At 67.1% G+C, this 15,362-nt stretch carries 16 protein-coding genes; 6 read left to right on the top strand and 10 right to left on the bottom strand.

All coding sequences use genetic code 11. The annotated features are described in order from the left end of the window. Positions 1–28 precede the first annotated feature (28 nt). The 3 genes from ASG43_RS18585 to ASG43_RS18575 all read left to right on the top strand — a co-directional run bounded on the left by ASG43_RS18585 (position 29) and on the right by ASG43_RS18575 (position 3,617). Complete coding sequence (locus ASG43_RS18585; RefSeq protein WP_056508173.1) at positions 29–1,540, top strand: CpaF family protein; 1,512 nt, start codon at positions 29–31, stop codon at positions 1,538–1,540. A gap of 5 nt (positions 1,541–1,545) precedes the next feature. Further along, positions 1,546–2,553 (top strand): type II secretion system F family protein, encoded by a 1,008-nt coding sequence (locus tag ASG43_RS18580; protein WP_056508172.1) that lies wholly within the window; start codon positions 1,546–1,548, stop codon positions 2,551–2,553. A gap of 74 nt (positions 2,554–2,627) precedes the next feature. Continuing rightward, positions 2,628–3,617: a type II secretion system F family protein gene (locus ASG43_RS18575; protein ID WP_056508171.1), complete on the top strand. Its 990-nt coding sequence runs from the start codon at positions 2,628–2,630 to the stop codon at positions 3,615–3,617. A gap of 92 nt (positions 3,618–3,709) precedes the next feature. Here the strand turns inward: ASG43_RS18575 and ASG43_RS18570 are convergent, their stop codons facing one another. Continuing rightward, positions 3,710–4,441, bottom strand: coding sequence for a tetratricopeptide repeat protein (locus ASG43_RS18570; protein WP_244488165.1), 732 nt, complete (start codon positions 4,439–4,441; stop codon positions 3,710–3,712). A 241-nt stretch (positions 4,442–4,682) separates the two neighbouring features. On the opposite strand from ASG43_RS18570, the gene ASG43_RS18565 reads away from it, so the two are divergent. The 3 genes from ASG43_RS18565 to ASG43_RS18555 are packed head-to-tail and all read left to right on the top strand — an operon-like array spanning position 4,683 to position 7,336. Continuing rightward, on the top strand, positions 4,683–6,068 hold the full coding sequence (locus tag ASG43_RS18565; protein WP_056508169.1) for a leucyl aminopeptidase family protein: 1,386 nt from the start codon (positions 4,683–4,685) through the stop codon (positions 6,066–6,068). 57 nt (positions 6,069–6,125) lie between these two features. Beyond that, positions 6,126–6,476, top strand: coding sequence for a MarR family transcriptional regulator (locus ASG43_RS18560; protein WP_056508168.1), 351 nt, complete (start codon positions 6,126–6,128; stop codon positions 6,474–6,476). Then, positions 6,473–7,336: a C40 family peptidase gene (locus tag ASG43_RS18555; protein WP_056508167.1), complete on the top strand. Its 864-nt coding sequence runs from the start codon at positions 6,473–6,475 to the stop codon at positions 7,334–7,336. The genes ASG43_RS18560 and ASG43_RS18555 overlap by 4 nt, the downstream gene beginning before the upstream one ends. A gap of 129 nt (positions 7,337–7,465) precedes the next feature. Here ASG43_RS18555 and ASG43_RS18550 read toward each other — a convergent pair whose 3' ends face one another. From ASG43_RS18550 to ASG43_RS18515, 9 genes are all read right to left on the bottom strand, one after another. Then, positions 7,466–7,819, bottom strand: a complete 354-nt coding sequence (locus tag ASG43_RS18550; protein ID WP_056508166.1) for a rhodanese-like domain-containing protein — start codon at positions 7,817–7,819, stop codon at positions 7,466–7,468. 158 nt (positions 7,820–7,977) lie between these two features. Continuing rightward, on the bottom strand, positions 7,978–8,919 hold the full coding sequence (locus ASG43_RS18545) for a glyoxylate/hydroxypyruvate reductase A (protein WP_056508165.1): 942 nt from the start codon (positions 8,917–8,919) through the stop codon (positions 7,978–7,980). After that, positions 8,916–9,578, bottom strand: a complete 663-nt coding sequence (locus tag ASG43_RS18540; RefSeq protein ID WP_056508164.1) for an NUDIX hydrolase — start codon at positions 9,576–9,578, stop codon at positions 8,916–8,918. Before ASG43_RS18540 ends, ASG43_RS18545 begins: the two co-directional genes overlap by 4 nt. Continuing rightward, a complete protein-coding gene (locus ASG43_RS18535) occupies positions 9,575–11,236 on the bottom strand; it encodes an ABC transporter ATP-binding protein (protein WP_056508163.1) in 1,662 nt (553 codons plus the stop codon). The genes ASG43_RS18540 and ASG43_RS18535 overlap by 4 nt, the downstream gene beginning before the upstream one ends. Next, positions 11,233–12,348: a cation diffusion facilitator family transporter gene (locus ASG43_RS18530; protein ID WP_348271091.1), complete on the bottom strand. Its 1,116-nt coding sequence runs from the start codon at positions 12,346–12,348 to the stop codon at positions 11,233–11,235. The genes ASG43_RS18535 and ASG43_RS18530 overlap by 4 nt, the downstream gene beginning before the upstream one ends. Continuing rightward, entirely contained in the window at positions 12,345–12,770 is a 426-nt protein-coding gene (locus tag ASG43_RS18525) for a PIN domain-containing protein (protein ID WP_056508162.1), read from the bottom strand. The genes ASG43_RS18530 and ASG43_RS18525 overlap by 4 nt, the downstream gene beginning before the upstream one ends. Further along, a complete protein-coding gene (locus ASG43_RS22965) occupies positions 12,770–12,994 on the bottom strand; it encodes a hypothetical protein (RefSeq protein WP_156386777.1) in 225 nt (74 codons plus the stop codon). Before ASG43_RS22965 ends, ASG43_RS18525 begins: the two co-directional genes overlap by 1 nt. Before the next feature lie 9 nt (positions 12,995–13,003). Further along, entirely contained in the window at positions 13,004–14,125 is a 1,122-nt protein-coding gene (locus ASG43_RS18520) for an ABC transporter permease (protein WP_056508412.1), read from the bottom strand. Positions 14,126–14,238: 113 nt separating this feature from the next. Further along, a complete protein-coding gene (locus tag ASG43_RS18515; protein ID WP_056508161.1) occupies positions 14,239–15,330 on the bottom strand; it encodes a microcin C ABC transporter permease YejB in 1,092 nt (363 codons plus the stop codon). Positions 15,331–15,362 lie beyond the last annotated feature (32 nt).

Here is a 15,362-nt window from a genome sequence, read left to right as displayed (position 1 = left end):
GACGTGAATGTGAGAAAGCGAGCGAGCGATGTTCGGAAAACGAGGCAGTGGCGGAGCCGGGGAGGGCGGCGCGAAGGTCATGGAGCGTGCGGCGCCCGCGCCCGCGCCCGTCCAGGCATCCGCACCGGCGCCCGCGCCGACGACGCCCAGCACGGCGAGCGCCGCTTCCGCGCCCGCCGAGACGTCGCGCAAGTTCTCCACGGCGCCCACGCCGACGCCCGTCGTCGAGGTTCGCGGCACGCGCGAGCGCGGCGCGACCTATTACGAGACCAAGACGCAGGTCTTCGCCGCGCTGATCGACACGATCGACCTCTCCCAGCTCGCCCGTCTCGACAACGAGAGCGCGCGGGAGGAGATCCGCGACATCGTCAACGACATCATCGCGATCAAGAACTTCGCGATGACCATCGCCGAGCAGGAGGATCTGCTCGCCGACATCTGCAACGACGTCCTCGGCTACGGTCCGCTCGAGCCGCTGCTCGCCCGCGACGACATCGCCGACATCATGGTGAACGGCTCCAAGCAAACCTTCATCGAGGTCGACGGCAAGGTCCTGGAAACCAACATCCGGTTCCGCGACAACCAGCAGCTTCTCAACATCTGCCAGCGCATCGTCAGCCAGGTCGGCCGGCGCGTCGACGAGACCTCGCCCATCTGCGACGCGCGCCTGCCCGACGGCAGCCGCGTCAACGTCATCGCGCCGCCGCTCGCCATCGACGGCGCCGTCCTGACCATCCGCAAGTTCAAGAAAGACAAGCTGACCCTCGATCAGCTGGTCAAGTTCGGCGCGATCTCGCCGGAAGGCGCGACGATCCTCCAGATCATCGGGCGCGTGCGCTGCAACATCGTCATTTCCGGCGGCACGGGTTCCGGCAAGACGACGCTGCTCAACTGCCTGACCCATTACATCGACCGCGACGAGCGCATCATCACCTGCGAGGACTCCGCCGAGCTCCAGCTCCAGCAGCCTCATGTGGTGCGTCTCGAGACGCGCCCGCCCAACATCGAGGGCGAGGGCGAAATCACGATGCGCGATCTCGTCAAGAACTGCCTGCGCATGCGGCCTGAACGCATCATCGTCGGCGAAGTGCGCGGCCCCGAAGTGTTCGACCTCCTCCAGGCGATGAACACCGGCCATGACGGCTCGATGGGCACGATCCACTCGAACTCGCCGCGTGAATGCCTGAACCGCATCGAGTCGATGATCGCCATGGGCGGCTTCACCCTGCCGGCGCGAACGGTCAAGGAGATCATCGTCGGCTCCGTCGACGTCATCATCCAGGCCGCGCGCCTGCGTGACGGCTCGCGTCGCATCACGCACATCACCGAGGTGATCGGCCTCGAAGGCGACGTCATCACGACGCAGGATCTCTTCGTCTACGACATTCTGGGCGAGGATGCTGCGGGCAAGCTCGTGGGCAAGCATCGCTCGACCGGTGTCGGCCGTCCCGCCTTCTGGGACCGCGCTCGCTACTTCAACGAGGAGCAGCGCCTCGCACAGGCCATCGACGCGGCGTCCGACGGGCGAACGGGGCTGTAGCGGCGATGTCCGGCGCGCAACTCCTCATCTTCGTCGTGCTGTGCACGCTCGCGGCGGGCGCGCTCGCCTACGTCTTCCTGCAGCCGCGCATCGCGGCCGAACGCAATGCCGAGGCACGCCTCAACCAGTTCAAGAAGGCCGAGACCGACGGCGCGTCGAAGCGCGTCGCGCGCGATCGCCTGCAGGAGGCCGCCAAGCGCCGCAAGACGATCCAGTCGTCGCTGAAGGAGATCGAGGAGAAGCAGAAGGAGCGCTCCAAGCACACGCTGAAGCCGTCCCTGCGACGCCGCATGGAACAGGCCGGCCTGAAGGTCTCCGGTCGGCAGTTCGTCCTGGGCAGCGCCGGCCTCGGTCTGTTCGGTTTCCTCGGAGCCATCTTCTTCGACCAGGGCCTTCTGGTGGCGCTCGGCATCGCGGTCGTCCTCGCCCTCGCCGTGCCGCGCATCGCCGTCAATATCCTGCGCAAGAAGCGCCAGACGCGGTTCATCGACGAATTGCCGAACGCCATCGATCTCATCGTGCGCGGCGTGAAATCCGGTCTTCCCATCAACGACACGATGCGCATGATCGCGTCCGAAGCCGCGGAACCGGTCCGGTCCGAATTCCAGAAGGTGGTGGAGGCCCAGCAGGTGGGTCTGTCCATGTCCGAAGCCGTCGAACGCCTCTATCAGGACGTTCCGCTGCCGGAGGTGAACTTCTTCGCCATCGTGGTCAGCATCCAGGCGCAAGCCGGCGGCAATCTGTCCGAAGCGCTCGGCAATCTCAGCCGCGTCCTGCGCGAGCGCAAGAAGATGAAAGCCAAGATCCAGGCGATGTCCATGGAGGCGAAGGCGTCCGGAACCATCATCGGCTCGCTGCCGATCGTCGTCGGCACCCTCGTCTACCTCACGACGCCGGACTACATCGGCCTCCTCTTCACCGACCCGACCGGCAACTTCCTTCTCGTGGGCTCCGCCTTCTGGATGATGACGGGCGTTTTCGTCATGCGCCAGATGATCAACTTCGACTTCTAAGGCCGGGTCCGGCGCACAGGCTTGCGCGGCCTGCGCGGCCGCCTCCGACCGGACCGCTCGCGAAAGGCTTCGACATGGAACAGGTTCTGGTCTCCTACGGCCTTTCCGGCCACCTCCTCCTCAGCGGGCTGGTCATGATCGCGGTCTTCACCACCGTGATCACCTTCGCGATGCCGCTTCTGTCGGGCGGCGATCTGAAGAATCGCATGAAGGCGGTGGCGCTGGAGCGCGACGAGATGCGGGCGCGCGAGCGCGCTCGCCTGTCGATCGAAAAGGAGCGCTCGCGCCGCGGCCAGGTCCGCCAGGTCGAGTCGAAGGGACTGGCCAGCGCGGTCGTGGACCGCCTGAACCTAAAGACCGCTCTCGTCGACGAGAAGACGATCGCCAAGCTTCGTGTCGCCGGCTTTCGCGGCCAGCGCCCGCTGACCCTTTTCCTGTTCGCGCGCGTCACCGCGCCGCTCGCCTTCTTCTCGCTGGCCTTGATCTGGATCTTCAGCTTCGGCATCCTGCCCGATGCCGGCACCATGCCGCGCATCTTCATCTGCCTCTGCGCGGCCTATCTCGGCTTCTATGCACCGAACATCTACGTGTCCAACAAGGCCAAGACGCGCAAGCTGTCGATCCAGCGGGCCTGGCCGGATGCGCTCGACCTTCTCCTGATCTGCGTGGAATCGGGCAATTCGATCGAGGGCGCCTTTCGCCGCGTGTCGGACGAGATCGGCATCCAGTCCATTCCCCTGGCTGAAGAACTCGTGCTCCTCTGCGCGGAACTCGCCTATCTCACCGAACGCAAGACCGCCTACGACAATCTCAGCGCCCGGACCGACATGGATGGCGTGCGTGCCGTCTGCACCGCGCTGATTCAGGCCGAGCGATACGGAACGCCGCTCGGCACCGCCTTGCGCGTGCTCTCGCAGGAAAGCCGCGACACGCGCATGAACCTGGCGGAAAAGAAGGCCGCGGCCCTGCCGCCGAAGCTGACCGTGCCGATGATCATCTTCTTCCTGCCCGTCCTCTTCGCCGTCATCATCGGTCCCGCCATCATCCAGGTCATGTCGAGATGAGCGCCCGACGAAGAGCATGACAAAACGGGGAGGACCCTTTCGGAGCCTCCCCGTTCTGTCATGCCAGACGGTCGTGGAATGTCGGGTCCCGATCAGGATCTCGGGGCGGCGCCGTGCTTCGGCGTGTCCTTCTCCTTCAGCATCGACCAGGTGTTCTGCTGGGCGAGCATCTTGCGGAGATAGGCGATGTTGGCGGAGGCGTCCTCCGGGCTGAGTTCGGCCGAGGCGATCGTCGCGGCCTCGTCGAAGCGCCCCTGGAGCCCGACGACGAGCGCGAGGTTCTGTCGGACGCGGCTGTCGGCGTCCGGCGCGGCCGCCGCCCGCTTCAGATAGGTCTCGGCCGAGGCGAGGTCGTTGCCCAAAACGTAGGACATGCCGAGATTGGACAGGATGCTCGGCTCGTTCGGCGCGATGTCGAGCGCCTTTCGATAGAGGGCTCGCGCCGGCTCCTGCCGGCCGAGCTGGTCGAGGATCGCTCCTTCCGCCGACAGAAGCCGCCAATCCGGATTGTCCGGCGTCTGCGCCCGCTGCACGGTTTCCAGGGCCTTCTCCAACTCGCCCGCAGCCGCGAGCGCCTTGCCGTAGGAGGACAGGACGTCCCGATCCCGGGGATGGGCGATGGCCACCTGCTGCATCACGGCCAGCGACTGGTCGTTGCGCCCGGTCATCTGCAGGGCGGAGGCGAAGGCGAGCCCGGTCGCCTTGTCCTTGGGGTCGCGATCGTAGGCCGCGCCGTAGGTGCGCACGGCACCGGCGAGCTCGCTCGTCGTCATCCGGTCGAGCGAGCGCGTCGCCGCGGGCCGGGCGATCGAGCCCGTCGTCATCTTCGACGTCTGCGCGCAGCCGGACAGGCCGAGGACCGCGCCGGCGGCGGCGAAGAGGAATCCGGCTCGCAACCCTACCGAGACTCCGCGGACCGTGATGGACATGCCGGTTCCTTCCCAGGACGCTGGTCGCGCGAACAAAGGGGACCGCGCGGTGTCTTGACCGAGGCCGACAATATTTCGTTAACCCTAACGAGCGGTTAATGACCGCCCGTCCGCCACCTGCCGAAAGCCGCGACCCATGAGCTCTGCTTCCATCGACGCCACCGACACCGCGATCCGCCCGATCTGGGCGACGGGCCGGGATGGACTGGACGCGCTGCCCGAGCCCGCGCGGAGCTGGGCAGCCGCGACCCGGTTCAAGGCGGCGGCGGGCGAGGTCCTGCTTGTGCCGGGCAACGGCGGAGCACTGGCCGGCGCCGTCCTTGGCCTCGGCGCGGAGGCCGACACGCCGGCGCGCGCGCTTCTGTCCGGCGCCCTCGGCCGAACGCTTCCCGACGGTGACTGGCGTTTCGAGGGGCCGGTGACGCTCGATCCCGAACTGTCCGCGCTCGCCGTCCGTCTCGGCGCCTATCGCTTCGACCGCTATCGATCGAAGCCGGACGCCGCCGCGATGCTTCGCGTCCTCACCGACGCTGCCGCAGATGCGCGTGCCGAGCGTCTCGCCGCCGCCGTGTTCCTGACGCGCGATCTCATCAACACGCCCGCCAACGACATGGGCCCCGACGCGATCGAGGAGGCGGTCCGCCGCCTCGGCGCCGAATTCGCCGCGACCGTCACGTCCGTCGTCGGCGACGATCTTCTCTCCGGGAATTTCCCGATGATCCATGCGGTCGGCCGTGCCAGCGCCGTGGCGCCGCGCCTCGTCGAGCTGATCTGGGGCCGCGAGGACGCGCCGCGCGTGACGCTGGTCGGCAAGGGCGTCGCCTTCGACACGGGCGGCCTCGACATCAAGCCCTCGTCCGGCATGCTCCTCATGAAGAAGGACATGGGCGGTGCGGCGAACGTTCTCGGCCTCGCCCGCGCCATCATGGCCTCGGGCCTCCACCTGCGCCTTCGCGTCCTTGTGCCGGCGGTGGAGAACGCCATCTCCGGCAATGCCTTCCGCCCGAGCGACATCCTGAGGAGCCGGAGCGGCAGGACGGTGGAGATCGGCAACACCGACGCGGAGGGGCGCCTGATCCTCGCCGATGCCCTGACGCTGGCCGACGAGGAAGCCCCCGAACTCCTCATCGACATGGCGACGCTGACGGGCGCGGCGCGCGTGGCGCTCGGTCCGGAGCTTCCCCCCTTCTTCACCGACGACGAGCGCTTCGCGCAGGATCTCGCGGAGGCCGCCGTTCGGACGGCCGATCCGCTCTGGCGCCTCCCGCTCCACAAGCCCTACGCGCGCGGTCTCGCCTCCAAGATCGCCGACGTCAACAACGTCACGCCGGACGGCTTCGCCGGCGCGGTGACGGCGGCGCTCTTCCTCCAGGGCTTCGTGGAGAAGGCGGCGAGCTGGACCCATCTCGACGTCTATGGCTGGCGCCCGCAGCCCGCGCCGATCGGTCCCGTCGGCGGGGAGGCGCAAGGCATCCGCGCGCTCTTCTCCGTCATCGAGGCGCGCTATGCGCCGATGGGGTGAAACTTCTCCGTCGCTCGGCTATGGATGGAAACGGGTCCGTAATGACGGCGGTTTCACATGGGTATCGAGCTCCGGCCCGCGCAGGCGCTCCGGCTACTTCACCAGACGGCGCTGCTGCAGGCGCGGGACGACGAGCATGATCTCACCGTGCGCCAGACGGCGATCCTCCTCACCATCTATCTCGAGGCGCCGCCCCACACCGTGCGCGGTCTCGCCGCGCGTCTCAACGTGACCAAGCCCGTGATCACCCGCGCGCTGGACACGATGGGCGGGCTCGAACTCCTGGAGCGCCGCCGCGATCCCGCCGACAAGCGCAACGTCCTCGTGCGCCGCACCGTGAAGGGCAGCCTGCACGTCTCGCGAATGGCCGACCGCTTGGTCGAGCAGGCCGGAGCCCTACAGCCATGACCGTGCCACTCGACAAGCGCCTGAACGCATTTCGCCCCGATCTCGCCGATGCGCGGCTGAAGGGTCAGGTCGAGGCCGATCGCTTCGTGGAGGGGCGACTGGAAGCCGTGGTCGAGCCGATCGCTCCCCTGCGTCGCCAGCCGCGCCCCGATGCGCCGCTCGAGACCGAGGCGCTGTTCGGCGAGACGGTGCGGGTCTTCGAGACGGACGAGGAGGGCTGGTCCTACGTCCAGCTCCAGTCGGACCGCTATGTCGGCTACATGCCGACGACGGCGCTCGGACCCCTGCCGGGAGCGCCGACGCACCGGGTCCGCGTGCCGCGAACGCTTCTCTTTCCGGGCCCCGACATCAAGCTGCCGCCGCTCGCGGGACTGCCCATGGGCGCGCGGATCGTGGCCTTCGGGACGGCGGCGGATCGCAATGCCCGCTATGTCGTGACGCATCCGGCCGGCGCGATCGTCGAGCAGCATCTGGCCGGTCTCGGCGAGACCGAAGCGGACTTCGTCGCGGTCGCCGAACGCTTTCTCGGCACGCCCTATCTCTGGGGCGGCAAGTCGACGCTCGGCGTGGACTGCTCCGGCCTCGTCCAGGTCGCCCTCGCCATGGCCGGCATCGCCGCGCCCCGCGACACCGACCTTCAGGAGCAGGGTCTCGGCACGCGGCTGGCCGACATCGAGCCCCTGGCGCGCGGCGACCTCGTCTTCTGGAAGGGCCATGTCGGCATCATGCGGGACGGCGCGACCCTTCTCCATGCCAACGCCCACCACATGATGACGGCGGTGGAGCCTCTGGCCGACGCCGTCGCGCGGGCAGAGGCGAAAGGCTCGGCGGTGACGAGCGTCCGACGGCTGAAGCGCTGATCGACGTCGCCGTCGCCGGTCCATAGATCGCTGCCGGAGCCGCAGGAGCATATCTCCGGCGCCTTCGCCCTCGTCGTCCGCGATGTCGGCTGCTCCGGCGCGGCCATCCGGTTCGGGTGCTCGTCCGGATCAGGCCGGCTCTGTCTCGATCCCGGCCGCCGACAGATCCTTGAACCCGCCGATATTGTAGACCGAGTCGTAGCCGAGGGCCTTCAGCGTCTGGCCCGCACTGGCGGCTCGTGCGCCGGCGGCGCAATGGACGAGGATCGTCTTCGCCGGGGAGAAGACGGGATCATGCTCGGCGCTCCGGGGGTCCGCGCGGTCGGCCAGCCTCGATTTCGGGATGTTCAACGCGGCCTTCAGCTTGCCGGTCTGCAGGAGTTCGGCCGGTTCGCGCACGTCCAGCACGAGGACGTCGCCTTCGGCGATGCGGGCGCGGGCTTCGCTCGGCGAAAGCTTCGGCACTACGATCTCTGCGGTCATGACGATCCTCTCGACACAGGTTTCAGCGGCTCGGCTCGGCGCTTCGGCGCGCCGTGGGGGATATCGGACGCGGGGGCTGCCGGGGCCTCGGGTTCGAGGTCGCAGGCATCGGACCGAACGGATCCGGCAGGACGCATCCGATACCCCGGCACGACGCTTCAGTATCCCGCCCGACGGTCCACCAGATGTTGCAGCGGCTCTCCCCGCTCGCAAGCCTCGATCTGACGCGCGATGAGCGGAACGAGCGCATCCGGGTCGGAACTCGCGGCGGCATGGGGCGTGACGAAGACGCGGGGATGACGCCAGAGGGGGCTCGATGCCGGGAGGGGCTCCGTCTCGAAGACGTCCAGCGAAGCCTCCAGCAGCGTGCCGCTTTCCAGCGCGGCGAGAATGTCCGCCTCCACCTGCAGCGCGCCGCGCCCGGCATTGATGAGGACGGGGCCCCCGAGCGGCGACGTGCGCTTCAGCCGGGCGAGGAGACCGGCATCGAGAATGCCGGTCGTTGCCGGCGTGTTCGGGAGAAGGACGACGAGGATGTCGGTCATGCCGAGGAAATCCGTCAGTTCCTCGTCTCCGGCCAAGCAGACGACGCCGGGAAGTTCCTTTCTCGTTCGCGACCATCCCGCGAGCTTGAAGCCGAAGAATTTCAGCTTTTCCGCGGCGTCGCGTCCGAGTTCGCCGAGGCCCATGATGCCGACGGTGAGCGCGGAGGCGGCCGGCTGAACCCGCTCGTTCCACTGGCCGAGCGCCTGCTGCGCGCGATAGGCGAAGCCGCGGCGCAGATGGTCGAGCACGCGCCAGACGACATATTCGCTCATTCGACCGGTCAGATCCTCGGCGACGATGCGCGCGATCGGAACGTCCGGCAGAGTCTGGTCGCGCAGGATGTGATCGACGCCCGCTCCGATGGAGAAGATCGCCTGGAGGTTCGGCAGGCTCGCCAGGAGTCCCTCCGGCTGCTTCCAGACGACGGCATAGCGGATTTCGCCGTCCTTGGCGCTCGCGGGCTCCGTGACGATCCGCCGGTCCGGCAGGGCGCTTTGGAGCGCGTCCAGCCAAGCGGTGGAGGAATAGCCCGAGATCGAGAGAAGAACGCTCAAAGCGCGCGCTCCACCGCGATGTCGGCGCGAAGCGACGCGGCGTGCGCCCGGCCCAGTCGGGCGAACCAGTGCGTGCAGGCGATGAGGAAGCCGTTCTCGCAGCGGCCCGCATCGACGGCTTCGATCAGCGCATCGACGGGCGCGAGGATCGGTCTGATGTCCTCGTGCTCGTCGGCGAGCCCAGCCCGATCGGCGAGATCGGAGGCATCGACGAGCGCGAGGAAGACGATCGCGTATTCGTCGGTGAGACCGGGCGATGCCATCATGGTGAAGCAGCGCTCGATCGCCAGCGCTTCCAGTCCCGTCTCCTCCTTCAGTTCGCGCGCAGCCCCGGCATCGGCCGGCTCGCCCTCGTCGATCAACCCGGCCGGGAGTTCGATGGCGGCGGCGTTCGGCGTCTTCAAAGCGGCGCCGATGCGGAACTGCCGGAGCACCACGATCGCGTCCAGCACGGGATCGTAGGGCACGACGATCGCGACCGAGCCGGTCGACAGGATCTCGCGGGACAGAGGGCCGACCTCGCGCGTGCCGTCGATCGAGCGATGGGTGAGCGTCATCCGCTCGAAGGGACGGAAGCCGTCGTGCAGCCGCTCGCGCCGGATCGGCCCGAGGTCGAGCGGCTGGTCGGCGAGGGCGTCGCGGTAATGGCTGTCTCTCATTGCGATACGATTCCCGCCGGCGCTGTCTCGATGTTGAAGGCGGCGGCCATCAGCGCCTTCGTGTAGTCGGTCTTCGGCCGCTCGAAGATCTCGGTGGACGGCCCGCGTTCGACCACCTGCCCGTTGCGCATCACGATGACCTCGTTGGCCAGAGCGCGCACCACGCGCAGATCGTGGCTGATGAAGAGATAGGCGAGGTCGTGCTTCTTCTGCAGATCGCGCAGGAGGTCGACGACCTGCGCCTGCACGCTCATGTCCAGCGCGGAGGTCGGCTCGTCCAGCATGACGAAGCGCGGGTTGAGAACCATGGCGCGGGCGATGGCGACGCGCTGTCGCTGGCCGCCGGAGAATTCGTGCGGATAGCGGAACCGTGTCTGCGGATCGAGCCCGACCTCGCCGAGCGCGGAGACCACTCTTTCGTCGCGCGCATCCGCGGAGAGCTTGGGCTCGTGCACCGCGAGGCCCTCGCCGATGATGTCGGCGATCGACATGCGCGGCGAGAGGGAGCCGAACGGGTCCTGGAACACGATCTGGATTCGTTTGCGAAGGGGCCGCATCGCCTTGAACGAGAGCTGGTCGATCCGTTCGCCCTCGAACGTGATCGCGCCCTTCGAGGAGATCATGCGGCACAGCGCGAGGCCGAGCGTGGTCTTGCCCGAGCCGGATTCGCCGACGACGCCGACCGTCTGGCCGGCGCGAAGCTCCAGATCGACGCCGTCGACCGCTTTCACATGGTCGCTCACCTTCCGGAAGAGACCGCTGCGGATCGGAAACCAGACCTTCACGTCCTTCGCTTCCATGACCAGCGGCGCATTGACGTTGGCCGGCGGCGGTGCGCCGCGAGGCTCGGCGGCGAGGAGATGGCGCGTGTAGTGATGCTGCGGATTCTGGAAGATCTCCTCGGTCGATCCGGTCTCGACGATCTCGCCGCGATACATGACGCAGACGCGGTCCGCGATCTTGCGCACGATGCCGAGGTCGTGGGTGATGAAGAGCAGCGCCATGCCGCGCTTCTGCTGCTGGACCTTCAGAAGCTCGAGGATCTGGGCCTGGACCGTCACGTCGAGCGCGGTCGTCGGTTCGTCGGCGATCAGGAGATCGGGCTCGTTGGCGAGCGCCATCGCGATCATCACGCGCTGGCGCTGGCCGCCGGAGAGCTGGTGCGGATAGGCGCCCAGGCGCTTTTCCGGATCGCGGATGCCGACCTGATGCAGGAGTTCCAGCGTGCGCCGCCGCGCTTCGTCCGTGGACACGCCGCGATGGAGCTTCAAGACCTCTCCGACCTGCCGCTCGATCGTGTGCAGCGGATTGAGCGACGACATCGGCTCCTGGAAGATCATCGAGATCTTGTTGCCGCGCACCCGGCGAAGATCCCGCTCGTCGTCGTCGATGAGGTTCTCGCCGCGATAGTAGACCGCGCCGCCGGGATGGCTGGCGGCGGGATAGGGCAGGAGCTTCAGGATCGACAGCGCCGAGACGGACTTGCCCGATCCGGACTCGCCGACCAGCGCGACCGTCTCGCCGGCGCCGACCGTGAAGGAGACGCCCTTGACGGCGACGGTCGTCCGGCCGCCCTGCGTGAAGGCGACCTGCAGACCCTCGACCGACAGGAGCGGGCGATCGGAAGAGGCGGAGGGCGTGGATGCGAGCGCGCTCAAGCGGGAACTCCGTCGGATGGGCGCGGCGTCGCGCGGCTTCGGGCATGTGCGTGGCCCCGATCATCGGCGCCGTGCCGATGGTCGCCAGGACCCGGTTCATGCCCATGGTCGTGTCCGTGGGCTTGGCCGTGTCCATGACGATGGTGATCGCCGGCGGCATGGCCGTGACCATGTTCCATCGGGTCGAGACCGAGATCGGCGCAGGTCTCCCACTCGGCTTCCACCGTGGCGTGCTCGATGGAGAAGCGTGCCGCGAGCAGGCGCTTCACCGCCGTCACGGTCTCATGGCTGTCGGCCTGCGGCGACAGCCGGACGTGAAGCGTCGCCGCGCGTCGCTTCGAGGTGAGGGCCCAGCAATGGACGTGGTGGACGTCCTCGACGCCGGCCACCTCTGCCGCAAGGGTCGCCGCGATGGTCGTCCCCTCGACGCCCGTGGGCGTACCTTCGAGCAGGATATGGGCGGAGTCGCGCACGAGACGGCCGGCATTGCCGAGGATCAATACGGCGACGAGGACCGAGAGGATCGGGTCGATCGGCATCCAGCCCGTCCACAGGATCACGAGCGACGCCGCGATGGCCGCGACCGAGCCGAGGAGATCGCCCATGACGTGAAGGAGCGCGCCGCGCAGGTTGAGGTCGTCCTTGTCGCCGCCGTGCAGGACGAAGAAGCTCGCGATGTTGACGACCAGTCCGCCCACGGCGACGACGAGCATGGGGCCGCCCATCACCTCGACCGGCGCCGCGATGCGCCGGATCGCCTCGTAGAGGATGATGCCGGCCACGCCGAAGAGGACGAGCCCGTTGGAATAGGCGACGAGGATCTGGAAGCGGCCGTAGCCATAGCTCCGCCGCGCATCCGCCGGTCGCCGCGACAGCCGGATCGCGAAGACCGCGAGGGCCAGCCCCGCGAAATCGATGAACATGTGCCCGGCATCGGCAAGCAGCGCCAGCGAGCCCGAGAACAGCCCGCCCGCGATCTCCGCCAGCATGAACGTGCCGGTCAGCACCGCCGCGAAGAGGATGCGCCTCTCGCTGGCATGGCCGGCATGGTCGTGGTCGTGGCCGCCGGGGCCATGGTCGTGGGAGTGTCCGGCGTGATCGTGAGTGGTCATGACCATTCACCCCGTTTGTCGACAGCCTCGATATCGATGCGCCGCAATTCTGCAGGCATTCGCCGTCGTCTGTCGGATGAGAGGATCGCGATGCCGCCGGAGAGAAGGGCTGTCGCGATATGGATGGCGTCAGGCAACTTGCCCCCGAACGTCGCCTTGATCTGCGCGCTTTTCCGCGGGACCGACCGATCGATGGGAACGGTCTGAATCATGATCGGGTCTGCGAGCAGCGTTTCGCAGACCTGCAGCAGCCGGGTCGATTGCGCCTGCAGCGGACCGACCAGAACTTCCGCCGGCGTCAGTTCGCTCGTCACCAACCGCGAGGCTTCGTCGCGACCGCCTGCAAAGAGCTCTCTCAGCCCTGCATGTCCTTCTTCCACAAGACGAATGACTGCGTTCGTGTCGACGTAGACCGAAGCCATCAGTCCCACTCGTCTCGCAAGGCTCGAATGCGGTCGACCGACTCGCCGTCCGCGATCGGTTTGAAATCCGGAGAGGCGTGATAGGCTTTGATCATCTCCATGACGCTGGCCCAGCGGGTTTGCCGATCTCCATCGAGAGAAATCGGACCAGGGAGCGCGGCAAGGTCTGCTGCCGAATGATTATCGGCTTGGCTTTGGGGCGAGTCGGATCGGCGGTTGCTCATGATCCCACCCTACCGGAAACTCTTCCTCGGATCGAACGCATCTCGCACCGCTTCCCCGACGAAGACCAGGAGCGACAGCATCAGCGACAGCACCACGAAGCCCGATATGCCGAGCCAGGGCGCCTGAAGGTTGTTCTTGCCCTGCTGAAGAAGCTCGCCGAGGGACGGGCTGCCGGGCGGCAGGCCGAAGCCGAGAAAGTCGAGCGAGGTGAGCGTCGTGATCGAGCCGTTGAGAATGAAAGGCAGGAAGGTCAGCGTCGCGACCATCGCGTTCGGCAGGAGATGGCGGACCATGATCGTCCAGTCGCCGACGCCGAGCGAGCGCGCGGCGTTGACATATTCGAAGTTGCGCGCCCGCAGGAATTCGGCGCGCACCACGCCGACGAAGGCGACCCAGGAAAAGAGGAGCATGATCCCGAGCAGGATCCAGAAGCCCGGCGGCAGGATCGCGGCGATGATGAGGAGAAGGTAGAGCACCGGGATCGAGGACCAGATCTCGATGAAGCGCTGGAAGAGAAGATCCACCCACCCGCCGAAATAGCCCTGCACCGCGCCCGCGAAGACGCCGATGACGGCGGAGAGGCCCGTCAGGATCAACCCGAACAGGACCGAGATCCGGAATCCGTAGATCAGCCGCGCGAGCACGTCGCGCGCCTGGTCGTCCGTGCCGAGCCAGTTGTAGTTGCCGTAGGTGCAGTTGGGATCGGCGACCCCTTGGGGATAGCGGACGCAAAGCTCCTCCTTGGTGAAGGTCCAGGAGGGCGCGGAGGGCGCGGGCGTCGGAATCTCGTTGTTGACGGTGCGATAAGAATAGCGGATCGGCGGCCAGATCATCCAGCCGTTCGCGGTGATCTCCTCCTGCACGAACGGATCGCGGTAGTTCGTCACCGGCAGGAAGCCCCCGAAGACCTCTTCCGGGTAGTCGACGAAGAGCGGAGCGTAATACTCGCCCTTGTAGGACACGATCAGCGGCCTGTCGTTGGCGACGACCTCAGCGAACATCGTGACCACGAAGAGAACGAGGAAGATCCAGAAGGACCAGAGCCCCCGCCGGTTGGCCTTGAAGTTCTGGAGGCGTCGCTGGTTGATCGGCGACAGGCGCGAGCGCACGACCTGTGCCGCCGGCGCCATCTGCGCGATGCCGGACGTATCGGCGCGGGCATCCTGCCGGGCTTCGGCCGCTTCGGGCACGCGCTCCTTCGGCGCGCTCGCGTCCAGGGCGTGCGGATCGCGTGTGCCGTCCATCAGACGTCCCTCCGCTCGAAGTCGATGCGCGGATCGATCCAGGTGTAGGTGAGGTCGGAGAGCAGCGTCGTCACGAGTCCGAGCAGCGAGAAGATGTAGAGCGTCGCGAACACGACGGGATAGTCGCGCTTGTAGATGCTCTCGAAGCCGAGGAGACCGAGGCCGTCCAGCGAGAAGATCGTCTCGATCAGGAGCGAGCCCGCGAAGAAGGCGGAGATGAAGGCGCCGGGAAAGCCCGCCACGATGATCAGCATCGCGTTGCGGAAGACGTGCCCGTAGAGCACGCGGTTTTCGGTCAGTCCCTTGGCGCGTGCCGTGGTCACGTACTGCTTGCGGATCTCGTCGAGGAAGGAGTTCTTCGTGAGCAGCGTCGTCGTCGCGAAGGCCGAGAGCGAGAGAGCGATGAGCGGCAGCGTCAAATGCCAGAAATAGTCGGCGATCTTCTGCGGCCAGGACATCTCGGCAAAATTGTCCGAGGTGAGGCCGCGCAGCGGGAACAGGTCGTAGAACGAGCCGCCCGCGAAGAGGACAATGAGAAGGATCGCGAATAGAAAGCCCGGAATCGCATAGGCGACGATGATGATGCCCGACGTCCAGGTGTCGAAGGTCGATCCGTCCTTCAGGGCCTTGCGGATGCCGAGCGGGATCGAGATGCCGTAGGAGAGGAGCGTGATCCAGAGCCCGAGCGAGATCGAGACCGGCATCTTTTCCAGGATGAGGTCGATCACCGAGACCGAGCGGAAATAGCTCTCGCCGAAGTCGAAGCGGATGTAGTTCCACATCATCAGGCCGAAGCGCTCGAGCGGCGGCTTGTCGAAGCCGAACTGCTTCTCCAGCCGCTCGATGAAGGCGGGATCCAGCCCCTGCGCGCCGCGATAGCCGGTGGATTCGCCCCCTTGCGCCCCCGCCGCGAAATCCGACGAGCCGCCGCCGACCCGGTCCGCGCCCGAGCCGCCTTGCCCCTGCAGGTTCGCGATGACCTGTTCCACCGGACCGCCCGGCGCGAACTGGATGACGGCAAAGGAGATCGCCATGATGCCGATCAGCGTCGGGATCATCAGGAGCAATCTTCGGAGGATATAGGCGCCCATGGGCCTCCCGTCGTCGTCGCATCGTATCACCG

The organism is Aureimonas sp. Leaf454 (assembly GCF_001424685.1).
In the GTDB taxonomy this organism is placed as follows: domain Bacteria; phylum Pseudomonadota; class Alphaproteobacteria; order Rhizobiales; family Rhizobiaceae; genus Plantimonas.
This window is presented reverse-complemented; position numbering and strand designations above follow the sequence as displayed.